We start from the raw sequence: 22,669 nt of genomic DNA, 5'->3' as shown, positions 1-22,669 counted from the left end.
GCTCCGGCCATGGACCAGCTGTCGAACACCACCGAGGAGCCCATCGAGTTCGCGGACTTCAACGCGAAGCTCCTGGTGCTCGACGTCCTCTGCTACGACCTGGACGTCCTCGACCCCTACGACCCGGACGCCGAGGACGAGACCGACGAGGACCTCGACGTCGACGGGCAGGACGACCGGGCGCGCGAGTACTACGACGACCTCGACCTGCTGCCGTCGCACCTGTCGCTCGTCACCGAGATCACGGTGAACTCCGACCTCGAGGTGCTGCGGGACGTCCACCCCGGCTGGGACGGCTCGGACGACCGCTTCGACCCGCAGAACTGGGACGACCTGCTCGACCTGCCGGAGCTCCGTACCGTGTACGCCGCCGCACCACTGCCCGCCCACGTCGTAGAACGGCTCGCGGCCAAGGGCGTCGAGGTCCGCTCCGCCTGAGCGGGACGCGACCAGGATGCGACCGGGACGCCCACGCGATCGAACAGCTGGCTAGCGGTCCAGCGCCCGCAGCTGCTCGGTGAACTGCTTCGCGCCGCCCTGCGCCGGGTGCCGCACGGCGATCGCCTCGATGCCGGCCAGGGCGAGCGCTCCCTGCGCCTTCCGACCGACCGCGACCACCCGGACCCGGTCCGCACCGCCGAGGGCCTCGAGCAGCGCGAGCGCGACGGGTGCGCCCGAGCGGACCTCGGCGGGCCGTGGCGTCCGGTTCGTCAGCCGGTCCGGTGCCACGAAGGGGTGGTGCGGGAAGATCGCCCACGCGACCGGGAGCGCACCGCGCCAGCTCTCCAGCGCGGCGTGCACGACGCGGGACGAGGCCTCCCACGGTGCCGTCGGCTCCGGTGGCACCGAGTACCCGGGCGCGAGCTCGCGCATGCTCGTGAACGGCACACCCGTGTTCGTCATGCCGCGCCACCCCGGGGCCTCGGCCACGAGCAACGTGTCGGCCCCCGCCCCGGACTGCTCAAGGTACCGCGTCAGGTTCGCGCGCCGCAGCCGTCCCTCGGCCGATCCGACGTCGTAGAGCGCCTCGGCGTCCGACTCGACGGGCACGGTGTCGAGCGCCGCCCAGAACGCGGCGAACCGACCACCCGTCCCGCTCACGATCGCCCGAGCACCCGGCGGTAGACGTCCTCGAGCCCCGCGGCCGACCGCTCCCAGCTCAGGCGCTCCGCGTGCTCCCGGCCCGCAGCGGCGAGGCCGGCGGCGTACGGCGCATCCGTCAGGATCCGCTCGATCTCGTCCGCCCACGCCTGCGGGTCGCGGGATTCGAGCACGACGCCCGTCTCCCCGTCGACCACGGCCTCACGCAGACCCCCGGCAGCCGCGGCCACGACCGGCACCCCGGAAGCGGAGCCCTCGAGCGCGACGAGCCCGTACGTCTCGGAGTGGGACGGCACGAGCACGGCTGCCGCGCCACGGAACAGGAACGCCAGGTCGGCACGCGACTGCGGCCCGACGAAGGTGACGTGGTCGGCGATGCCCCGCGCGTCGGCGAGCCGACGCAGTTCGTCCACGTAGTCGCCCGCCTCACTCGAGACGTCGCCCGCGATGACCAACGTGGGGCGGGCCTCCAGGCTGATGTCCGCGATCGCCTCGATCGCCAGGTCCAGGCCCTTGAGCGGTTGCACGCGCGCCGCCGCGACCACGTAGGGGGTGGCGGCGCGGCGCGCACCGACCGCCGCGGGCCGGAAGACGGACCCGTCGACCCCCGGCGGCACGATCCAGATGCGGGCGTCGTCGCCGCCGAGCCGGGTGCGCACGGTCGACGCCTCGGCCTCGGACACCACGACGACGGCGTCCGACTCGCGAGCCAGCAGTTCCTCGCCGGCGATGCGGCCGGCCGACTCGGGGCGTTCGCCCTCGGACAGCGGCGTGGCCGGGTCGGCGGCGATGGAGTGGAACGACTGCACGTGGGGGATGCCGCGCTCGCGGGCGACGGGCAGCGCGGCGGCACCGGAGAACCAGTGGTGCGAGTGCAGGACGTCGAACGGCCCGAGCTGCTGGAGCTCGTGACGGAACGGTTCGATGAACGCGTCGTGCTCACCCTTCGGCACCGGCTCGGCCGGCCCCGCGGACAGGAACCGCAGGCACACGCCCGGCACGAGCGACACCGAGTCCGGCTGCGTCGGAGCGGAACGGCGCGTGATGATGTCCACGTGGTGGCCCCGGTCGGCCAGCGCCTCGGCCTGGTGCCGGACGACGACGTTCATGCCGCCGACCTCGCCCGAACCGGGTTCGTCTCCGGGGGAGGTGTGCAGCGACACCAGCCCGATGTGCAGGGGTTCGGTCGTCGTGCTCACCGCTCAACCCTAGCCGCGCGGCCTCCGCTGCGACGGGCGTGCGGGTGCCACCACGACGGGCCGGCGGCCCGCCTCGTCCAGCGGGTCGGTGGGGAGGCCCGGATCACCTCCCAGGATCTGCACGCGCTGGTCGCCGTGTCGCTCCCAGAACGCCGCCGTCCACGCGCACAGCGCCCCGTCGAGCAGGTCCTCGCGGTGCTTGTGCGTCGGACCGTGCAGCACCGACGGATCGGCGAGCCGCTGCGTCAGCGGGTGGGAGTCGAGCAGCAGCGGCGGGTCGAGCGGGGTCTCACGCAGCCGCCGGACCAGCTCGTCGAAGGCCTCGGCGCGACGGGCGCGTGCCTCGGCGGCGGGGATCCGGAGGTCGAGCCGCTTGTACCGGGGTCGTTCCACGTCGTAGCCCAGCTCCTCGACCCCGACCAGCGTCGTGTACGGGTAGCACTCGAACATCGCCGGACCGGTGCGTCGGCGCATCGAGTCCGTGTCGGAGACGTACCCCACGCCCAGCGCGGTCAGCCGGTCGAGCAGCGCTGAGCCGGCGCTCGCCGCCGATGCCTGGTTCGTCGGGTTCGCCGCGACCTTCCACCGGCCGTAGCGCTGCCCGACCTGCCGCTCGGACTCGCGGATGCCCGTGGGGTTCGTCACGACGAGCGAGGCGTCCACGGCGATCAGGGATCGTGGCCCCAGGTGCTCGGCGATCCAGTCCGTGACGGCGTCGACCCCGCGACCCCACCCGGCGTCGGTGATCGTGCCGTCGTGGTCCATCGCGACCAGCCCGGTCTCGTTCGCGGCCTTGCGCTCGGAGCCGAGCCCCCACGCGAGGTCGATGCCGAGGTACGCGTTCACCCGCCCATCCTGCCGTGCCCGCAAGACACCGGTGTTCGCGCGCTGAACACCGGCGTGCGCGTGTTCGACCAGGGAACACCGGTGTCTTGCGAGAGCTCGGCGGCGCACACCCGGCTGCGGGCGGGCGGCCGGCACGCGTGTACGGTCCGCTGCATGGCGAGCGAAGCGACGACGGTGCGGGTGCCCGGATCCGACGGTGACCGCGAGGTCCGGATCAGCAGTCCCTCGCGGGTGCTCTGGCCCGAGGCGGGCATCACGAAGCTCGACCTGGCGGAGTACCTCGTCACGGTGGGCGACGCCTTCGTCCGGGCGAACGGCGACCGGCCGATCTCGCTGCAGCGGTTCCCGGGCGGTGTCGACGGCGAGCAGTTCTTCTCGAAGAACCCGCCGAAGGGGGCGCCCGACTACGTCCGCTCCGTGACGGTGACCTACCCGAGTGCCCGGTCGCACCCGCAGCTCGTGATCGACGAGCCGGCCGTGGCGGTGTGGGCCGCCCAGATGAACACGGTGGTGTTCCACCCGTGGGCCTCTCGTGCCGAGGACAGCGACCACCCGGACCAGCTCCGCATCGACCTCGACCCGCAGCCCGGCACGGACTTCGGTGACACGGTGCCGGTGGCCGAGGAGCTGCGGAAGGTCCTCGACGAGGTCGGCCTGACCACCTGGATCAAGACGAGCGGCAACCGCGGCCTGCACGTGTTCGCGCCGATCCGCCCCGAGCACGAGTTCCTCGAGGTGCGGCACGCGGTGATCGCCGCGGCGCGCGAACTCGAACGACGGATGCCCGACCGGGTCACGACGGCGTGGTGGAAGGAGGAGCGGGGGCAGCGGATCTTCGTCGACTTCAACCAGGCGAACCGCGACCGCACGATGGCCGGTGCCTACAGCCCCCGGGCCCTCGCGCACGCCTCGGTGTCGACGCCGATTGCGTGGGAGGAACTGCGAACCGCCGACCCGACCACCTTCACGATCCGGACGGTGCCGGAGCGGCTGCGCACCACCGGCGACCCGTGGGAGTCGATGGGGGAGCAGCCGGGCAGCATCGCACCGCTGCTCGAGTGGTGGGAGCGGGACCTGGCGAACGGCGAGGGTGAGCTGCCGTTCCCGCCGGACTTCCCGAAGATGCCCGGGGAGCCACCGCGCGTGCAGCCCTCACGGGCGAAGAAGCCGAGCTGAGGCCGAGCGGCCGGGCGGCCGAGCAACCGGGCCCAGCCGGGTCGAACCGAACCGAGCCTCAGGCTGCGGAGGAGACGTCCCGCTGACGGTCCGGGTCCTCGACGCGCGTGGTGTGCGTCGGCAGCCCGATGCTGGCGGTGTGCAGGCGGGTGAGCCGCGACCAGGTGCCGCGGTGCACGTCGGTGATGCCGTCGACGATCACGAGCCGAGACCGATAGTGACGAGGGCGAGCGCCGTGGCGGTCACGCCGGCGATGGCGCTGATGACCGCACTGAGCTGCAGGACGCGCTGGCGCCGTGCCTCTCGGACTTCTGTGAAGGGGCTCCGCCGAGGGTGGCGGACAAGCGTGCTGGTGCTCATGTCGATCCGCTCCGATCAGGGCATCCGGACTGGACGCCTCGTGCTGCTGAGATCATCCTGGCACGGCTTCGCTAGTTCGGCTAACTACTTTTCCCCGAACGTGACAGAACAGCGACAAACGGACACCGCAGTGCGTTCCGCGTCAGGACAGCACGTCGCTCAGGTCGTACGCACTCGGCACCTCGAGCTGCTCGAACCCGCACGACGTCGCGTCACGGTCGGGCCGCCACCGCTCGAACTGCACGGTGTGCCGGAACCGGTCGCCCTCCATCTGGTCGTACCGGACCTCGAGCACCAGCTCCGGCGCCAGCCGGACGAACGACGTGTCGCGACCCGACGAGAACCGCGACCGTTCCCCGTCACCGGTGACGGGCCTCCCGTCCGCATCGCGGAGCACGACGGGCTCGAGCTCGTCGATCAACGCGGCCCGCCGCTTGTCGGAGAAGGCGGAGACGCCGCCGACCTGGCGGAGCTCGCCGTCCGCGTCGTACAGGCCGACCAGCAGCGACCCGACGCCGGAGCCGCTCTTGTGCACGCGGTAGCCGATGGCGACGACGTCGGCGGTGCGGTGGTGCTTGATCTTGAGCATCGAGCGCTTGTTCGGCTCGTAGGGCCGCGCGCGGGGTTTCGCGACGACGCCGTCGAGCCCGGCGCCCTCGAAGGTAGTGAGCCACTCGCGCGCCTGCTCGACGTCGAGCGTGGTGCGCGTGACGAAGAGCGGGTCGGTCATCGCGTCACCGAGCTGTTCCAGGCGCTCACGGCGCTCGTCGAAGGGCAGGTCGAGGAGCTCCTGCCCGTCGACGGCCAGCAGGTCGAAGGCCACGAACTGCGCCGGCGTCTCGACGCTGAGCTTGGCGATCCGCGAGGCCGCCGGGTGGATGCGCTGCGACAGGGCCTCCCAGTCGAGGTGCTCGGCACCGGGCTCGCCGGAACGCAGGATCACCTCGCCGTCCAGGACGACCGGGTGGTCGCGGCCGCCGAACTGCGCGCGGAACGCCGCGACGAGCTCGGGGAAGTACCGGGTGAGCGGCTTGGCGCCGCGGCTGCCGATCTCGACATCGTCACCGTCGATGGTCACGATGCCCCGGAAGCCGTCCCACTTCGGTTCGTACCGCAGCCCGCCTTTCGTGCTGTCCGGCTCGGGGACGGTGGCGACGGCCTTGGCGAGCATCGGTGCGATCTCCATGCGTCCTGTCTACTCGCGCGCGTCGGCGCGACTGTCTGCCTGGAGGCCCGTGCTCCGCCCGGCACGTGCGTTCGGTGAGCAGAAATGGTCGGGTCCACGGCCCGCACCCGACCATTTCTGCTCACCATGCGTCGGGAGCAGGGCCGTCGCGGGCCAGACACGCGTCGGTAGGGTGGCCGGCGTGACGACCGTGCCCCCGCCGGCAGCGCCGGCCCCGGAACCGATCAGCCCCGTGCAGGCCGCCGCGCTCCGCGACGGCGTCCTGCCACCCGTCGAGCAGGTGCGGCCGGGCATCTGGACCCTCGCGGTACCGTTCCGGTTCGGGGTGCCCGATGCGACCCTCGTGTACGTCGTCGAGGGGTCGGACGGCTCGCTCGCGGTGATCGACCCCGGGTGGTCGGCCGACGGCGGACTCGCCGAGCTGCGGGACGGGCTCGCCGTGATCGGACGCACCCTGGACGATGTGTCGCTCGTCGCCGTGACGCACCTGCACGCCGATCACCTGGGGGCCGCGGCTGCCATCCGCCGGGCGACGGGTGCCCGCGTGGCGATGCACGGCCTCGAGGTCAGCGCGCTCGAACGGGAGCGGATCGACGCCGAGCGGAACGACGCGGACATCGCGACGTGGGGGCTGCCCGAACACCTGCGGGCCGGGGCCGTCGAGGCATGGGGCAGCGGACGTCGCATCGGGATGGGCCGGATCGAGGCGCCGTACGCGGACGTGCTGCTCGAGGACGGCGACCTGCTGCCGATCCCCGGTCGGACGATCCGGACGCTCTGGACCCCGGGCCACACGACCGGGCACGTGTGCTTCCTCGACGAGGCCGACGGGCTGCTCTTCTCCGGCGACCACGTGCTGCCGCGGATCAACTCCGGCATCGGGCTCGGCGGCCGGACCGGCACGAACCCGCTCGGGGACTACTTGGCGTCGCTCGAGCGGCTCGATCCGTACGCCGACCTCGAGGTCTGTCCGGGGCACGAGTACCGGTTCCGTGACGTCGTCACCCGCGCCGAGACCCTGGCCCGGCACCGGGAGGAGCGCTCGCGTCACGTCGCCGCGGCCCTCGATTCGCTGGACCGTCCGACGCTGTTCGAGGTCGCGGCCCGGGTGCCCTTCAGCGGCGGGATCGAGTCGATGACCGGGTTCCTGCTCGCGAGCGCGCTGACGCAGACGGCCTTCCACGCGGAGCTGCTCGGGCGGGCCGGCGAGATCCGGCCCGCCTGACCTCAGCCGAGGGTGGTCGCGAGGCGCTCGATCGTCGTCTTCGCGTCGGCGAACTCCGCGGCGGCGTGGTCGGCCAGCGGTGCGAGGTCCGGCAGCCGGTCGGCCAGGGTCGCGCTGACGGTGATCGGGTACAGCTTCATGCCGAGCGCGGTGCCGAGCACGATGTGCAGGACGGGGGAGCCGTGGTCCCAGCCCTCCGTCGGGGTTCCGGCGTCGTAGGTCGCGCCGCGGCTCACCACGGTGACGACGGGTCGTCCGGCCAGGGGCTGCACGCCGCCGGTCAGGATGCCGGGGACGTGGATGCGGTCGATCCAGGCCTTCAGGGTCGACGGCACGGTGTAGTTGTACAGCGGCGCACCCACCACGACGACGTCGGCGGCGAGGAGCTCGTCGATGACCTCCTGGCGCAGGGCCTCGGCCTCGGGCGCGACGGTCTCCTCAGCGGTGCGGTCGGCGGCGGCCCAGTGCAGCGCCGAGCTCTCCAGGTGGGGGAGCTGGTCGACGTGCAGGTCCCGCCGGATGACCGTGTACTCCGGGCCTCGGGCGCGCCAGGCGTCGGCGAAGGCCGCGGTCAGTGCGCGCGAGCGGGAGTGGGTGAGGTCGGCCGAGGAGTCGATGTGCAGCAGCGTGGGCATGGTGCCCACGCTACCGACGGTGGGACGGAAACGGCCCCGCCGCCCCGTGCGGGGACAGGCGGGGCCGAGCCGGGCCTCCCGTCCGTCACGCGGGCACGCGACGGACGGGAGACGACGGCGACCGTCAGCGCTGAGCGCGGCGACGGCGCAGGGTGCGGGCGCCGAACAGACCGGCACCGGCGACGAGCAGGCCGAGCGCCCAGGGGAGGGCACCCGTCGCATCGGTTCCGGTGTAGGCGAGCCGGCCGGAGCCGGTGTGGTGCGTGGCGACCGCCGCGGGGACGATCGGCTTGATGACGGCGGCCGGGGCGATCGTCGGCTGCACGTCCACCGCGAAGACCGTGCTCGGCACCGCGGCACCGGAGACGGTCAGGGTGTGCGTCGAGGCGTGCGGGAACGTGACGGACACCAGGCCGACCCCGCCCAGGTCGGAGTCCGCGGCGATGACGTCGGTCGCGACGTCCGAGGTGACGGTCGGCGTGAAGAACTCCGGCTCGCCGGTCTCCTCGTCGAAGTCGGGCATGATCTGGTTGCCGAAGCGGTCGACCTGGGCACCGGAGACGAGCAGCGTGCCGCCCTGCTTGACGGTCACCTTGCCGCCCTTGACCGGCTCGGAGTCGCTGAGCAGGTCACCCGTGTAGACGTCACCGTTCGGGTGGATGATCCACGCCGTGGTGTCGCTGCCGTCCTCGAGCGCGTTCTGGTTGAGCGTGACGACCTCGATGCCGACGGGGGCACCGGCCTGGACGTCGATGTCGACGAACTGCTGGTTCGAGACGGGGCCGCTCGGGCTCGTCGACGTCGCCGTGATCATGACCTGGTAGTACTGCTCGGCGTCGGTCAGGGTGCCGGAGAGCACGCCGGTCTCCGCGTCGAAGGAGATCCCCTTCGGCAGCGTGGACTGCTCGTTGCCGTCGTCGTCGAACGACGATGCCGACAGCTCCGGCGCCGGGGTGCTCAGCGCCCGGAAGGTCTGCGAGAAAGCCTCGCCGGCGGTCGCCTCGACGGACGTGTCGCCGTCCTCGTCGGAGAGCGGCTGGCCGTCCTCGTCCACGAAGACGGGGGCCACTGCGGTCTCGGTGGTCGCCGTGGCGGTCTCGCCCGCGACCGAGCCCTCGAGCGTGACCGTGATCTCCTGGCCGGCGTCGGCGGTCGTGATCGTGTAGGTGGCGCTCTCGGACAGGACGGCCCCGGTCGGGGAGGTCCAGACGTACGAGATCTTGCTGCCCTTGGTGAACCCGGACTGTCGTGCGACGAGGTCCGAGCCGACGTACAGGTCGCCGGTGATGGTGACCGACTGCTCCACGGCGGCTGCGGCGGCCGGGGTGGTCGCGGTGGCGGTGGGCTCCTTGGGCGTGGTCGCTGCCGGGGCGGCGGGGGTGCCGGCCGGAGCCGTGGAGCCGGTGCCGGGAGTGCCAGCGTCGGTCGGCTCGGTGTCCGGGCCGGTCACGCCGGTGTCGTCGCCCGCGGGGGCGTCGTCACCGGTGGTGTCGCCGGCGGGCGGCGTGCTGCCGTCCGCCTCGGAGCCGGTCGCGGGCGTGCCCGTGCCGTCCGTGGCGGTGTCGCTTGGCGTGGTGCCGTCGGCGGCGGCCGTCGCAGGAGCGCTGACGGCCGGGTTCGACTCGGCAGCGGTCGCTGCGGTCGCGGTCATGACGCCCAGACCGGTCGTGAGACCGATCAGCGCGACGGTGGTGCCGACGGCGCAGGCGCGTCGGACGGTGGAGGTGCTGCGGCGCACTTCGTCCCCCAGGGTTTGAGTCCGGTCGGGTGCCGGAACGTAAGAGTTCGCCGAGAATCCTCGGCATGATCGGATCGTAGGGGTTATCCGCGCACGTGCGCGACGGGGTTGATCGGAATGTGACCCGGGTTGGGGGTTCCCGCACGATTCACGAACGGGAGGCGCGGTGCGGACCCGCACCGCGCCTCCCGTCCGCATCGGATCGCGTGTCAGGCGCGTCGACGGCGCAGACGGTGCACCAGCAGGCCACCGCCGGCGGCGAGCAGACCGAGCGCCCACGCCAGGGGACCGGACTCGTCGGCACCGGTGTAGGCGAGCGTGCCGGACGCCGGACGGGTCGTCGAGGACCCGGCGGCGTCGGCGTGCGCTCGGACATCGACCCGGAACGAGGTCGTGACCCCTCCGTTGGAGACGGTCAGCGTGTGGATCGACGCGTGCGGGAAGTCGACCTGGTTGGACTCCGCCTCCGCGACCCAGGTGATCCGGTCAGTGGACACGTCGCTCGTCACGACGGGGTGCGGGCTGCCCGGGGTCGTCGTGCGGTTGCCGTTGGCGTCGACGGCGACGGCCTTCACGAACAGCGGGATGCCCTGGTCCGCCGGCACGCTGTCGACCGACTTCGTCTGCACCGACCCCGCAGCGTCGATCGTGTACTCGGTGACCGATCCGTCGGGTGCGACCTCCCACTCCGGGCCCTCAGCGCCGTGGTAGACCGACGCCAGGACTCCGACCGGGGCGCCGGGCTCGACCGTCAGGGTGACGTGCGCCGTCGCGGTCTCGGAACCACTGCGTGCGATCACCTCGAAGTCGTACTGCGTCGCGGGGCGCGGCGTGCCGGACAGGACGCCCGTGGCGGGGTCGATCGAGAACTCGGAGCGGAAGAAGTCCCCGTCACCGATGACGTCGCCGCCGTCAGAGCCGGCGAGCGAGTACTCGACCGGGCCGGTCGCGCCCTGCACCGAGAAGCGGTGGCTGAACGGCGTGCCCGACGTCGCCGTCAGGTCGAGCGGGGCATCGGAGGAGGACTGCTCCGTGAACGCGAGCGGGGTGTCGGCGACGTCGACCGGGATCGACAGCGAGAGCCCCTCGGAGCGCAGGGTGAGCTGTCGCGGACCGGTGCCGTCGAAGGTCGCCTTCCAGGTGTTGGATTCGTCGTCGTAGCGAAGGACATCGTCGGGGTCGTCACTGGTCAGGGTCGACTCTGACGGCATCTCCGTGCCGTTGAGCGGGGTCCCGATCCGGTCGGTGACGACGGCGCTGACCCAGAGCGACCCACCGCGTCCGACCGGCACCGCGTCGATCAGACCGCCGCCGCCGATCGGGGCGATGCCGCCGTCCGGGCCGCCCGCGACGGACCAGGAGGGATTGCGCCCCTCGGCGTTCGAGTACACCTGGGCGCCGATGTGCGCGGCCGCGCCCGGCTGGATCTCGACCCGGACGTACTGGGTCGCGCTCTGGTACTGGTCGGTGGCGGCGACGTCGATGTCGAACGAGTCCGCCGGGTTGGTGAGGGTTCCGCTGAGGACGCCCGTCTTCTCGTCCCAGTGCAGACCGGGCGGCGTGGTGTGCGGGTTGAACAGGTACTCGAGTGGGCGGTCGCCGCCGTTCGCGACGAACGTGTGCGAGAACGGTTCGCCGGCCGTCGCGTGCAGGACGATCCGGTCCTCGGGGCTCGACGACTCGGACCAGGTGACCGGAACCGAGGCCGCCGTGGTCGACTCCGTTCCAGCCGGTGCCGCGGGAGCCGGTGTCGGCGTGGGCGTGTGCGCGGGGATCGGGTCGACCGGCCCTGCGGGATCCGGGCTCGGCGTCGGAGCCGGGTCCGCTGCCGGCGTGCCGGGGACGGCGGCCCCGTCCGGAGCGTCGGGAGCGGGGGAGGCGACCGGCGCTGCCGGGTCGGTCGTGCCCCCTGGCTGTGCCGTCGGTGTCACCTCGGTGGTGCTGGACGTGGCGGCGTCGGCGGTGTCGGCGACGGCCGCGGTGGCGCCGATGCCGAACGCGGACGACGCGGCGACGATCGCGACGGCTGCGCCGACCGCGGCGCTGCGTCGGAACGTGGATGTGCAGGACTGCTTCACGGGGATCCCCCTCGGATACCAGGTCGGGACGCCGGATCAGCGTCCTCTACTCAGGGAATGTCCCGTGGGGAGCAGACCTGACGATCCTTCGGTCACGGATTGGTCACGACCTGCGCCGGGACCAGCGCGACCGCGAACGGACGGGAGGCCCGGTGCCAGCCGGCACCGGGCCTCCCGTCCGCTCGTCGGTCGCGTCTCAGGCGCGACGACGACGCAGGCGGAGGACCAGCAGGCCGCCGCCGGCGGCGAGCAGGCCGAGGGCCCACGCCAACGGCGTGGTCTCGTCGGCGCCGGTGTAGGCGAGCGTGCCGCCGGTGCCGCTCGTCGTGGTCGCGACCGCGGCCGTGGCGACGGGGCGGACGGCGACGACGATCGTGGTCGAGGCACCGCCCTGGGTGATGGTGAGACGGTGGTCCGAGGCGTGCGGGAACGTCACCTTCGAGGCGTCGCCCCGGGGATCGGTGACGACCTTGTCCGACGCGACCGAGCTCGTCACCGTCGTGCCGAACCCGGTGCTCACGGAAGCCGGCGCGGTCGGGTTGCCGAACCGGTCGACGGCGAGGCCGGACACCACGAGCGAACCGCCCTGCTGGACGGGGACCGACGCGACGGTGCCGAGGGGCTCGCCCCCGCCGGAGAAGGCGCTGACGACGCCACCGGGTGCGACTGACCAGACCGTTGCGCCGGGTGTGCCGGTGTCGACGATCGCGCGGACCCCGATGGGTGCGGCCGGCAGGACGGTCAGGCGCACGTACTCCGTGGCGGTCGCGGTGCCACGGAGGGCGACGACCTCGAAGTCGTACGTGCCAGCGGTGGTGACGGTGCTGGTGAGCACCCCGGTCTCGACGTTGACGGTCAGGTCGGACGAGGGTGCGTCCTGGATCGCGTACGCCAGCGACCCCGTGCCGCCCGTGGTGCGGAACGTGTGCGTGAAGGTCGCGCCGGCGGTGGCGGTGAGGGCGAGCGGCTTCGCCTTCGTCGACTGCTCGGTGAAGACGACCGGCGACTGCGAGACGGTCAGGCGGACGTACTCGGTCACCTGTGTCGAGCCGCTGAGGGCCACGACCTCGAAGTCGAACGTGCCGGCGGTCGTCGGCGTGCCGCTCAGCACGCCGGTCTCGACGTTCACCGTGTAGTCCGCCGACGGGGCGTCCTGGATGGCGTACGCGACGGTGCCGTTGCCGCCCGTGGTGGTGAACGTGTGGCTGAACGGCGTGCCGACCGTCGCGGTGAGGGCGATCGGGGCCGCCTGGGTCGACGGCTCGGTGAACGCGAGGTCGCTGCCGTCACCCGGTGCTGCCGCCGAGGTGGCGCTGTCCGTGGCCTTCGCGGCGGGGCCGTCGCCGGGCGTCGGGCTGGCGCTCGGCGTCTTGGCGGCCGTGGAGGTCGCCGTGGTGCTCGTCGGTGTCGTCGTCCCCGTCGGCGTCGCCGCCGTCGCGGGCGCGCCGACGCCGATGACCGAGCCGATGGCGGTCGCCGCCACGACGATGCCGATCGCCGCCGCGCGGCGGACGGGCGGCTTGGTGGACTGGTGCATGGTTCCCCCTCGGGAGTCTGATGGCGAGCACACGGTGCCCGCGCGCTCCTCGGTGCTCACGTTACGGTTCGCGGACCCGTTCCGACCCCGACCGGAGATCACGGTTTCATCTCGGTACTACCGCCTCTCATCTGGGGTTTTTCACAGAATTGCGCAAAGACGGACGGGAGGCGCGGGGCGGTCCTGCCCCGCGCCTCCGGTCCGTCAGGCGGTCGCTGTGACGTGCCTCAGCCGAGTCGGCGACGCAGGCGCCAGACGAGCAGGCCGGCGCCCGATGCCAGGAGGCCGAGGGTCCACGCGAGCGGGCCGGACTCGTCGGCGCCGGTGTACGCGAGCGTGCCCGACGCGGTCGGCGTGTGGGCGGTCGTGACGGTGGTCGTCGTCGCCGTCGGCTGCACCTCGAAGCGGATGGTGCTCGTCACGTCCCCGGACGCCACGGTGATCGTGTGCGGCGACGCGTGCTCGAAGGTCACCCAGGTGGCCGCAGCCTCGGGGTCGTACTCGATGCGGTCGCTCGCCACGTCGCTCGTGAAGGTGAGGTCGGTGTGGTCACCGACCGGCTGCCCGTCGGCGTCCACGGCCAGGGCGCGGATCTGCACCCGGTCACCCTGTCGGGCCGGGATCGCGTCGACCCGCTGCGCGTCGCCGTCCGCCGGGTAGTAGGTGATCACGTCACCCTCGACGCCCCACCGGTCGCCGGACGTCCCGTCCGCCGGGAGCACCCCGATGGTGATGCCGACGACGGGAGCGGGGGCCTCGGAGACGCGGACCGTGAACGAGGTGGAGACGCCGCCCTCGGACACCGTCAGCGTGCGGGTACCCGGCTCCGAGAACGTCACCGTGTTCGCCGACCACTTCGGGTCCCAGACCACGCCGTCGGACGCGGTGGTGCTCGTGACGGTCGAGCGCGGGTACTCGTCGCCCGGGGTGGTGCGGTTGCCCAGCGCATCGACGGCCAGGCCCGCGAGGGTCATCGAGGAGCCGACGGTGGCGGGGACCTCCGACACCACGGTCTCACCGGTGCCACCCGGCGCGTACTCCCGGATCGTCCCGTCGGCGTCGACCTGCCAGCTGACGTCGGAGTCCGAGCTGTCGACGCCGAACGTGACACCCACCGGGGCGCCGGGCTCGATGTCGACCTGGACGTACTGCACGGCGCTCTGGTGCAGGTCGGTCGCGGTGACCGCGAACAGTGCGGGCCCGTCGAAGGTGCTCTTCGGGGTGGCGCTCAGGACGCCGGTCTGCTCGTTCCAGGACCAGCCGTTGACGTCGTTGTTCGGGTAGAAGTTCAGCGGGTTGAACAGGTACTCCAGTGGGCCGTCACCGCCCTGGGCCGTGAAGGTGTGCGAGAACGGCTGACCGGCGGTCGCGGTGAGGACGATCGGCGCGTCCTCGGTCGACGGCTCCGCCCAGGTGACGGGCGTCGATGCCTCGGGGGCGGGCTGTTCGGCGGCGGCGGGGGTCGTCGTCGCGGTGCCCGCGGCGGGCGTCGTGGTCGTGGCCGGGGTGGTGTCCGGCGTCGCCGTCTCGTCGGCCGGTGCCGGTGCAGGCGCCGGTGCCGGGTCGGCGGTCTCGCCGTCCGGTGTGGCCTGCGCGTTGTCGGGAGCGGTGTCGGTGTCGGTGTCAGCCGCCGTGGTGTCGGCTGCGGCGGTCGCGGTGGTCGCGTCCTGCGGTGCCGACGTCGCGGTGGTGCTCGGTGCAGCCGTCTCGTCGGTCGCTGCGGAGGCGGCGCTCGCCCCGATGCCGAACGCCGACGAAGCGGTGACGATCGCGATCGCCGCTCCGATCGCCGCGCTGCGGCGGAAGGTGTACTTGCAGGACTGGTTCACGGGATCCCCCTCGGATGCCTGGGTGGGACGCCGGATCAGCGTCCTCTACTCAGGGAATGTCGCCCGCTGACCAGTCCTGACGATCGCTCGATCACGGAACGATCACGATGGCACGGAGGTCCGCAGCCGTCGTGCCGGACCCGCGCCGCGCCTCCAGACCGCCCTGTCACACTCCGACGACGGACGCGGCACGTTCGAGCGCGGAGCGGAGTGTGCGCACGGCTGGCGACGATGCGCCAGCGGCGCGGACCACCGTGAAGATCGTCCGCCGCGGCCGCTCGGGCAGCTCGAGCAGCCGGCACGTCGTCGTCCGACCGGTCCACATCAGATCCGGCATCAGGCTGACGGCGTTGCCCGACTCGACCAGGCGGATCTGCGTCTGCAGGTCGGCGGTCTCGTACCGGACGTCGGGCTCGAAACCCCAGCGCCGGCAGACCTGCTCGGCGAAGTGCCGCGATGCGGTCCCGCGGGGCTCCATCACCCAGGGCATGGTGCGGGCGTCCTCGAGTGACGACACCGGGCGCAGCGCCGTGTCGCGCGGGGGCAGGGCGAGCCGGACCGCGTCCGTCGTCAGGTCGGACCGGTCGAGCCCGGGCAGGTGCGGAGCGGCATGGGCGGGGTACTGCTCGGCGATGACCATGTCGAAGTCGCGAGCCCACGTCTCGTTCAGCGCGGTCTCCGGTTCGCGCTGCACCATCTCGACCCGGACGTCGGGGTGTTCCGTGGCCATCTCGTGCAGGGCGCTCGGCATCAGGGCGAGGGCCGCCGACTGGAACACGGCGACCCGCACGCGGCCCTGCACGGACGACAGGGTTTCCTCCACCTGGGACTGCGCGTGCTCGAGGACGTCGAGCACCTGGCCCGCCGCGGCCACCAACACCTCGGCCTGCGGGGTGAGCTGGAGCCGTCGCCCGGCCTTGCGGAGGAGCTGCACGCCGGCCTCACGCTCCAGGGCACTCAGCTGCTGCGAGACCGCCGACGGGGTGAAGTTCACCGCCTCGGCGACGGCCGCGATCGTGCCGCGGATGGACAGCTCACGGAGGAGCACGAGACGGCGGACGTCGAGCATGGTCCGACGCTAGCCGGGTCACGACCGGAACGGTAGCGCAACTGAACGGTATCCATCAGGAACGCTCACTTCCGCTACCGCATCCCGGACCTCCACACTGAACCCATGACGACGCTGCACGAGGACTCCGCCATCGACCACGACGCCCTGGCGGACCAGTCCGTCGCGCTCGTCCGCCAGTGGCTCGCCGAGGCCGAGTCGTACCCGGTCGACGGCTCCGCGAAGCAGCTCGCCGGCGTGCTCGCCGACCCCGCCGGCCTCGACTTCGCCGTCGGGTTCGTCGACGGGGTCGTGCGACCGGAGGACCTCGCAGTCGCCGCCCGCAAGCTCCGGCAGATCGCCCCGGACGCCCCCGGGTTCCTGCCCGCCGCGCTCCGCGGACTCGTCCGGCTCGGCGGCGGCATGGCCCCGGTGCTGCCGAACGTCGTCGTCCCCATCGCCCGACGGGTCCTGCGCAACATGGTCGGCCACCTCATCGTCGACGCCACCGACTCCAAGCTCGGCCCGGCCATCGCCGGCATCAAGCGCGACGGCGTCCGCCTCAACGTCAACCTGCTCGGCGAGGCCGTTCTGGGCGAGCGCGAAGCCGCCCGCCGTCTCGAGGGCACGCACAAGCTCCTGGCCCGCGACGACGTCGACTACGTGTCCATCAAGGTGTCCTCGACGGTGCACCCGCACTCGCCGTGGGCGTTCGACCACGCGGTGGACGACATCGTCGAACAGCTCCGACCGCTCTTCCAGCGCGCCGCAGCCGCCAGCCCGGCCAAGTTCATCAACCTCGACATGGAGGAGTACAAGGACCTCGACCTCACCATCGCGGTCTTCACGAAGCTCCTCGACGAGCCCGAGTTCCTCCGCCTCGAAGCCGGCATCGTGCTGCAGGCGTACCTGCCCGACGCGCTCGCCGCGATGCAGGAGCTGCAGGAGTGGTCCGCCGCCCGCCGCGCTCGTGGTGGCGCCGGCATCAAGGTCCGTCTGGTCAAGGGCGCGAACCTGCCGATGGAGCAGGTCGAGGCCTCGGTGCACGGCTGGCCGCTCGCCACCTGGCACACCAAGCAGGACTCGGACACCAACTACAAGCGCGTGCTCGACTGGGCGCTCACCCCATCGCGCGTCGAGAACGTCCGCGTCGGTGTCGCCGGGCACAACCTGTTCGACGTCGCGCACGCCTGGCTGCTCGCCGGCGAACGCGGGGTGCGGGACGGCATCGAGTTCGAGATGCTGCTCGGCATGGCGCAGGGGCAGGCGTCGGCCGTGAAGAACACGGTCGGTTCGCTCCTGCTCTACACGCCGGTCGTCCACCCGGGCGAGTTCGACGTCGCGATCGCCTACCTGATCCGCCGTCTGGAGGAGGGCGCGTCGCAGGACAACTTCATGTCCGCGGTCTTCTCGCTGGTGTCCTCGCCGCCGCTGTTCGCCCGCGAAGAGGAGCGCTTCCGCGCGTCCCTCGTGCCGCTCGCGACGCCCGAGGGGCTCGCAGCACCGGCATCACACCGTGTCGCCGACCGCTACGCCGCCGTCGGCCGCCCCGGCCCCGGTCACTTCGAGAACACCCCGGACAGCGACCCCTCGGTCGGCGCCGTCCGCGCCTGGGGCGACGCCATCACCGCGCGCGTCGCCTCGTCGACGCTCGGCGTCCGTGCCGTCCAGGAGGCCCGGGTCGACTCCGCCACGGCGCTCGACACCGCGCTCGGTCGCGCCAAGGCCGCGGGTGCGGTCTGGGGGACCTGGTCCGGTGGTGCACGTGGTGCCGTGCTGCACGCCGTCGGCGACGCACTCGAGGCGAACCGCGCGGCCCTCGTCGAGGTCATGGCGTCCGAGACCGGCAAGACCATCGACCAGGCCGACCCCGAGGTGTCCGAGGCGATCGACTTCGCGCACTTCTACGGCACCCTGGCGTCCTCGCTCGACGACGTCGACGGTGCGACCTTCACGCCCGCGGCGCTGACCCTGGTCGCGCCGCCGTGGAACTTCCCGGTCGCGATCCCCGCCGGATCGACCCTCGCTGCGCTGGCGGCCGGGTCGGCGGTCGTGCTGAAGCCCGCGCCGCCCGCCGAGCGCTCCGGGGCCGTGCTCGCCTCGATCATCGAGACCGCGCTCGACGCCCACGGGGCCCCGGCCGACGTGCTCGCGTTCCTGCAGGTGTCGGAGAACGACCTCGGGCAGCAGCTCATCGCGTCACCGATGGTCGACCAGGTCATCCTCACCGGTGCCTACGAGACGGCCGAGCTGTTCCGCTCGTTCCGCCCCGACCTGCCGCTGCTCGCCGAGACCTCGGGCAAGAACGCCGTGATCGTCACGCCGTCGTCCGACCTCGACCTCGCCGTGAAGGACGTCGTCGCGTCCGCGTTCGGGCACGCCGGCCAGAAGTGCTCGGCCGCGTCCCTCGTCGTCATGGTCGGCTCGGTCGCCAAGTCGAAGCGCTTCCGCAACCAGCTGCTCGACGCGGTGTCCTCGCTCACCGTGGGGTACCCGACCGACGCCGCGACGCAGATGGGCCCGGTCATCGAGCCTGCCTCGGGCAAGCTGCTCGACGGCCTGACGAAGCTCGGCGCGGGGGAGTCCTGGGCCGTCGAGCCGAAGCAGCTCGACGAGACCGGCAAGCTCTGGAGCCCGGGTGTCCGACAGGGCGTCCGCCGTGGTTCGGAGTTCCACCGCACCGAGTACTTCGGCCCGATCCTCGGCATGATGACCGCCGACTCCCTCGACGAGGCGATCGACATCGTGAACGAGGTCGACTACGGCCTGACCTCGGGCCTGCACTCGCTCGACCCGGGTGAGATCGGCACGTGGCTGTCGCGGATCCAGGCGGGCAACCTCTACGTCAACCGCGGCATCACGGGCGCCATCGTCCGGCGTCAGCCGTTCGGCGGGTGGAAGAAGTCGGCCGTGGGCGCCGGCACGAAGGCCGGTGGGCTGAACTACCTGCTCGGGCTCGGTTCGTGGACGCCCGCACCGGCGGTCGCTGCGTCCGGTGTCGCCGTTTCGGGTCCCGTCTCGGCGTTCGTCCGGGCGGCCGAGGTGTCCTCGCCGGTGCTCGACCGTTCGCTGGCGTCGGACGAGCAGGCGTGGGCGACGCTGTTCGGCACCGCGACCGACGTGTCGGCGCTCTCCGCCGAGCGGAACATCGCCCGGTACCTGCCGTTCCCGTCGGTGCAGGTGCGGCTGGCCGCGGGTGCCGGCTCGGACACGGACCCCGACGCCTCGGTGGTCGAGCTCGTCCGCGTCGTCGCCGCTGCGCTCCGTGCCGGCACGACGATAGAGGTCTCCACTGCCGCGACGCTGCCGTCGTCCGTCGCCGCGGCGATCCGTTCGCTGCCGATCGTCCGCTCGCTGTCGCAGACGGTGTCCGACGAGGCCTTCGCGAGCTCGGTCGCCTCGGGTCCGTCGACCCGTGTCCGGCTCATCGGTGGGGACACCTCGGCGCTGTACTCGGCCGTCGGTGGTCGTCCGGACGTCGCCGTGTACGGCGGCCCGGTGACCGAGGCCGGGCGGCTCGAGATCCTGCCGTTCGTCCGCGAGCAGGCGGTGTCCATCACGGCGCACCGCTTCGGCACGCCGAACCACCTGACCGACGACCTGATCTGACCCCGGACTGCGGCGCTGGCGTTCGGGTCCAGCGCCGCTTGCACAACCGAAGTGCCCCCGAACCGCGCGATCGCGTGGTTCGGGGGCACTTCGGTTGTGCGGCGTGCGGAACGTCGTGTGCGGGGCTGTCCGGTCGCCGCACGGCCTCGGGTGCTTCGGAGGGACCGAGCGTTGCCTCGGGTGCGCGTCGCAACCACGGCGCGCAACCACTGAGGAGCTCCACCATGACCGAGCCGTTCGCACGCCCGACCGCCCTGGCCCACGTCCGTGTCACCGTGACCGACATCCACCGGAGCAAGGCCTTCTACCAGCTGCTGCTCGGCACGGATCCGGCGATCGACTTCAGCGACCAGGTCGACGAGCCGGGTGTCCGCGAGGATCGCGAGCGTTTCTACGGCGGATCGGTGTTCCGGCTCGGTGACCAGGTGTTCGGGCTCCGTCCGGTCGCTCCCGCAGGGCAGACATTCGATCCGGACACCGTCGGCCTCGACCACGTGAGCTTCGTCGTGGGTTCGGTCGACGAGCTGCACGAGGCGGCCGCCCGACTCGATGCCGCGGGTGTCGAGCACGGCGCGGTCACCGACCTGGGCGACGCCGGCATGGTGATCCTGTCCGTGCAGGACCCCGACGACATCAACCTCGAGCTGGCTGCCCTCAAGTCCTGAGCAGTCCGCGCCGCCCTCGGCCGGAACCTGGTGCCGATCCGATCGGTGCAACCAAAGTGCTCCCGAACCACGCGAATGCGCGGTTCGGGAGCACTTTGGTTGTGCGCGGGGCTCCGGGCGGGACGTGCGCCGCGCGGCCGGTCAGTCGGCGACGGCGGGCTGCTGCGCGACCATCGAGCCGGTCACGAGCTCGCGGAGTTCGGCGGGCAGCGGGATCGGTCGGCGGGCGCCCTCGCGGTCGATGATGACGTGCACGAACTCACCCGTGGCGAGCAGGGCGCCGTCGGACTGGCGGAACAGGCCGAACTCCCACGACAGGCTCGTGGTGCCGAGGTGCTTCGAGCGCATCCCGACCTCGATGACGTCCGGCCAGACGGCGGACTCGACGAACCGGCAGCTCGACGAGACCAGCACGGCGATCCACTCCGACGAGAACGGGTCGAGCCCGGCGACCTCGCGGAACCAGTACGTCGACGCGTTGTCCATCGCCGAGTAGTAGATCGTGTTGTTGACGTGCCCGAACATGTCGTTGTCGTTCCACCTGGTGGGGTAGGTCCGGCGGAACGGGTACTCGTCGATGGTCATCGGTCTCCGATCGGTGGTGCGGGTGTGGCGTGCACCGCGTCGGGCCGCAGGACGTACTCGAACGCCGCACGTGCCCGGTCGGGATCAGAGATCTCACCGGAGATGAACTCGGCGTAGGTGAACGACTCGGAGATCCGGACGAGCAGCCGTGCGAGCTCCTCAGCCGACAACGGTGCCGGATCGAACGTACCGGACGACTCCTGCTGCTCGATGAGTGCGGTCACCCGGGCGACGAACCGGCTCTGCACGTCGCTGTCCGAGGTGGTGAGCAGACGCATCGCCCGAGCGGGTTCGCGGGTCAGGAACGCCCGGAAGTACGGGGCGTCGATCAGGTCGGCGGTGAACCGGTCGAGCACGACGACGAGCCGGGCTGCTCCGGTCGCCCCGATCTCGTCGGCGGCGTGGGTCGCCCCGTCGAGGGTCGGGACTGCGAGGGACCACAGGATCTCGGACAGCAACCGGTCACGGTTGCCGACCCACCGGAACAGCGACGTGCGGTCGACGCCGAGTGCGGCAGCCAACGCCCCCATGTCGATCCGTGAGCCGGCGATGAAGGTGTGACGGGCCTCCCGGAAGGCGCGCAGCGCTGAATCCGATGTGTACACGCGATCCTCTCTTGCAACGTTTTCGAGAATGATGCATCGTGGTTCCCATGTCAACGACCATGCCCGCGACGCCCCTGCTCGAATCGGACTTCTACGGCTTCCAGCAGCAGCTCACGGTCGAGGAGCGCGCGTCGCTCGGGCGGCTCCGGCAGTACCTCGAGCGCGAGGTCGCGCCGATCGCCGACGCGTACTGGGCGCGCGCCGAGTTCCCGATGCAGGTGATCGCGCCGCTGGCCGAGCTCGGCATGTACGGGCCCGGCGTCCCGCTCGTGCGGCAGTTCGAGAACTCGGCCGTGTACCGCGGCTGGGCGGCCCTCGAACTCGGACGCGTGGACGCGAGCGTCGCCACCTTCATCGGCGTGCAGTCCGGCCTGGCGATGAACTCGATCGCGGTCGCCGGTAGCGACGAACAGCAGCGTGAGTGGCTGCCGCGGATGGCCACGGGCGAGATCGTCGGGGCGTTCGGGCTCACCGAGCCGTACTCGGGCAGTGACTCGGCGAAGGGCCTGCGCACCACCGCCCGGCGCGAGGGCGACGAGTGGGTGCTCGACGGCGAGAAGCGCTGGATCGGCAACGCCACCTTCGCCGACGTCGTCGTGATCTGGGCGAAGGACGTCGCCGACGGTCAGGTCAAGGGCTTCCTGGTCACCACCGACACCGCGGGCTTCACCGCGACCAAGATCGAGGACAAGATCGCCCTGCGCGGGGTGCAGAACGCCGACATCGTCATGCAGGACGTCCGGGTGCCCGAGTCGCGTCGGCTGCAGAACGCGACGTCGTTCCGCTCGACCGCCGAGGTGCTCCGGCTGACCCGCACCGAGGTCGCCTGGCAGGCCGTCGGCATCGCGGTCGGGGCGTACGAGGCCGCGCTGGCCTACGCCCGCGAGCGGATCCAGTTCGGCAAGCCGATCGCTGCGCACCAGCTCGTGCAGGACCTGCTCGTTAAGTCGCTGTCGAACATCACGGCCTCGATCGCACTGTGCACGCAGGCGTCGGCCATGCAGGACGCCGGGGTCGGTGGTGACGAGCACTCGGCGATGGCCAAGGCGTTCGCCACCGCGAAGATGCGGGAGACCGTCGCCTGGTGCCGCGAGGTGCAGGGCGGCAACGGCATCGTCCTCGACAAGGGCGTGGCTCGGTTCTTCGCCGATGCCGAGGCGATCTACTCGTACGAGGGCACGCGCGAGGTCAACACCTTGATCGTCGGGCGAGCGATCACCGGGCAGGCCGCGTTCGTCTAGCGGCCC

General features: G+C 72.1%; 20 protein-coding genes. 6 read left to right on the top strand and 14 right to left on the bottom strand.

Going from position 1 to position 22,669, the window contains the following annotated elements:
• Positions 1-9 precede the first annotated feature (9 nt).
• The gene (locus ABRP24_RS12350) at positions 10-438 is read left to right on the top strand and encodes a hypothetical protein (protein ID WP_349848471.1); all 429 of its coding nucleotides are present in this window, start codon (positions 10-12) and stop codon (positions 436-438) included.
• A gap of 51 nt (positions 439-489) precedes the next feature.
• Here ABRP24_RS12350 and ABRP24_RS12345 read toward each other — a convergent pair whose 3' ends face one another.
• Genes ABRP24_RS12345 through ABRP24_RS12335 form a run of 3 tightly spaced genes read right to left on the bottom strand, consistent with a single transcriptional unit; the run spans position 490 to position 3,146 of the window.
• Positions 490-1,101 carry a uracil-DNA glycosylase gene (locus ABRP24_RS12345; RefSeq protein ID WP_349848469.1) on the bottom strand — a complete coding sequence of 204 codons (612 nt, stop codon included), beginning with the start codon at positions 1,099-1,101 and terminating at the stop codon, positions 490-492.
• Positions 1,098-2,300: a glycosyltransferase gene (locus ABRP24_RS12340; protein WP_349848467.1), complete on the bottom strand. Its 1,203-nt coding sequence runs from the start codon at positions 2,298-2,300 to the stop codon at positions 1,098-1,100. Before ABRP24_RS12340 ends, ABRP24_RS12345 begins: the two co-directional genes overlap by 4 nt.
• Before the next feature lie 9 nt (positions 2,301-2,309).
• Entirely contained in the window at positions 2,310-3,146 is an 837-nt protein-coding gene (locus ABRP24_RS12335; RefSeq protein ID WP_349848465.1) for a DUF429 domain-containing protein, read from the bottom strand.
• A gap of 153 nt (positions 3,147-3,299) precedes the next feature.
• On the opposite strand from ABRP24_RS12335, the gene ligD reads away from it, so the two are divergent.
• Positions 3,300-4,322 (top strand): non-homologous end-joining DNA ligase, encoded by a 1,023-nt coding sequence (gene ligD / locus ABRP24_RS12330; RefSeq protein ID WP_349848463.1) that lies wholly within the window; start codon positions 3,300-3,302, stop codon positions 4,320-4,322.
• Between the two features lie 58 nt (positions 4,323-4,380).
• Here ligD and ABRP24_RS12325 read toward each other — a convergent pair whose 3' ends face one another.
• The 3 genes from ABRP24_RS12325 to ABRP24_RS12315 all read right to left on the bottom strand — a co-directional run bounded on the left by ABRP24_RS12325 (position 4,381) and on the right by ABRP24_RS12315 (position 5,868).
• A complete protein-coding gene (locus tag ABRP24_RS12325) occupies positions 4,381-4,524 on the bottom strand; it encodes a hypothetical protein (protein ID WP_155896788.1) in 144 nt (47 codons plus the stop codon).
• Positions 4,521-4,682 carry a hypothetical protein gene (locus ABRP24_RS12320; protein ID WP_155896789.1) on the bottom strand — a complete coding sequence of 54 codons (162 nt, stop codon included), beginning with the start codon at positions 4,680-4,682 and terminating at the stop codon, positions 4,521-4,523. The genes ABRP24_RS12325 and ABRP24_RS12320 overlap by 4 nt, the downstream gene beginning before the upstream one ends.
• Positions 4,683-4,824: 142 nt before the next feature.
• The gene (locus ABRP24_RS12315) at positions 4,825-5,868 is read right to left on the bottom strand and encodes an ATP-dependent DNA ligase (protein ID WP_349848461.1); all 1,044 of its coding nucleotides are present in this window, start codon (positions 5,866-5,868) and stop codon (positions 4,825-4,827) included.
• Positions 5,869-6,049: 181 nt separating this feature from the next.
• Here ABRP24_RS12315 and ABRP24_RS12310 point away from each other — a divergent pair, with 181 nt between their 5' ends.
• Positions 6,050-7,093, top strand: a complete 1,044-nt coding sequence (locus tag ABRP24_RS12310) for an MBL fold metallo-hydrolase (RefSeq protein WP_349848459.1) — start codon at positions 6,050-6,052, stop codon at positions 7,091-7,093.
• Between the two features lie 2 nt (positions 7,094-7,095).
• Here the strand turns inward: ABRP24_RS12310 and ABRP24_RS12305 are convergent, their stop codons facing one another.
• The 6 genes from ABRP24_RS12305 to ABRP24_RS12280 all read right to left on the bottom strand — a co-directional run bounded on the left by ABRP24_RS12305 (position 7,096) and on the right by ABRP24_RS12280 (position 15,979).
• Positions 7,096-7,728, bottom strand: a complete 633-nt coding sequence (locus tag ABRP24_RS12305) for an NAD(P)H-dependent oxidoreductase (RefSeq protein WP_349848457.1) — start codon at positions 7,726-7,728, stop codon at positions 7,096-7,098.
• Positions 7,729-7,852: 124 nt separating this feature from the next.
• The gene (locus tag ABRP24_RS12300; RefSeq protein WP_349848455.1) at positions 7,853-9,466 is read right to left on the bottom strand and encodes a putative Ig domain-containing protein; all 1,614 of its coding nucleotides are present in this window, start codon (positions 9,464-9,466) and stop codon (positions 7,853-7,855) included.
• 209 nt (positions 9,467-9,675) lie between these two features.
• The gene (locus ABRP24_RS12295) at positions 9,676-11,544 is read right to left on the bottom strand and encodes a putative Ig domain-containing protein (RefSeq protein WP_349848453.1); all 1,869 of its coding nucleotides are present in this window, start codon (positions 11,542-11,544) and stop codon (positions 9,676-9,678) included.
• Positions 11,545-11,740: 196 nt separating this feature from the next.
• Positions 11,741-13,081 carry a hypothetical protein gene (locus ABRP24_RS12290; RefSeq protein WP_349848451.1) on the bottom strand — a complete coding sequence of 447 codons (1,341 nt, stop codon included), beginning with the start codon at positions 13,079-13,081 and terminating at the stop codon, positions 11,741-11,743.
• Between the two features lie 227 nt (positions 13,082-13,308).
• A complete protein-coding gene (locus tag ABRP24_RS12285; RefSeq protein ID WP_349848449.1) occupies positions 13,309-14,910 on the bottom strand; it encodes a hypothetical protein in 1,602 nt (533 codons plus the stop codon).
• A 166-nt stretch (positions 14,911-15,076) separates the two neighbouring features.
• Positions 15,077-15,979 carry a LysR substrate-binding domain-containing protein gene (locus ABRP24_RS12280; RefSeq protein ID WP_349848447.1) on the bottom strand — a complete coding sequence of 301 codons (903 nt, stop codon included), beginning with the start codon at positions 15,977-15,979 and terminating at the stop codon, positions 15,077-15,079.
• Positions 15,980-16,084: 105 nt separating this feature from the next.
• Between ABRP24_RS12280 and ABRP24_RS12275 the strand changes: the two genes are divergently transcribed.
• Positions 16,085-19,567 carry a bifunctional proline dehydrogenase/L-glutamate gamma-semialdehyde dehydrogenase gene (locus tag ABRP24_RS12275; RefSeq protein ID WP_349848445.1) on the top strand — a complete coding sequence of 1,161 codons (3,483 nt, stop codon included), beginning with the start codon at positions 16,085-16,087 and terminating at the stop codon, positions 19,565-19,567.
• Between the two features lie 224 nt (positions 19,568-19,791).
• Positions 19,792-20,232, top strand: a complete 441-nt coding sequence (locus ABRP24_RS12270) for a VOC family protein (protein WP_349848443.1) — start codon at positions 19,792-19,794, stop codon at positions 20,230-20,232.
• Positions 20,233-20,373: 141 nt separating this feature from the next.
• Here ABRP24_RS12270 and ABRP24_RS12265 read toward each other — a convergent pair whose 3' ends face one another.
• Entirely contained in the window at positions 20,374-20,817 is a 444-nt protein-coding gene (locus tag ABRP24_RS12265) for a thioesterase family protein (protein WP_027465203.1), read from the bottom strand.
• Complete coding sequence (locus tag ABRP24_RS12260; RefSeq protein ID WP_027465204.1) at positions 20,814-21,422, bottom strand: QsdR family transcriptional regulator; 609 nt, start codon at positions 21,420-21,422, stop codon at positions 20,814-20,816. The genes ABRP24_RS12265 and ABRP24_RS12260 overlap by 4 nt, the downstream gene beginning before the upstream one ends.
• Before the next feature lie 59 nt (positions 21,423-21,481).
• Between ABRP24_RS12260 and ABRP24_RS12255 the strand changes: the two genes are divergently transcribed.
• A complete protein-coding gene (locus tag ABRP24_RS12255; protein ID WP_027465205.1) occupies positions 21,482-22,663 on the top strand; it encodes an acyl-CoA dehydrogenase family protein in 1,182 nt (393 codons plus the stop codon).
• The last annotated feature ends 6 nt before the right edge of the window (positions 22,664-22,669 follow it).

Origin of the sequence: Curtobacterium sp. WHRI 8282, assembly GCF_040223925.2 — a bacterium.
In the GTDB taxonomy this organism is placed as follows: domain Bacteria; phylum Actinomycetota; class Actinomycetes; order Actinomycetales; family Microbacteriaceae; genus Curtobacterium; species Curtobacterium flaccumfaciens.
Note: the sequence above shows the minus strand (reverse complement) of the source record. Positions and strands in the feature narration are given on the sequence as shown.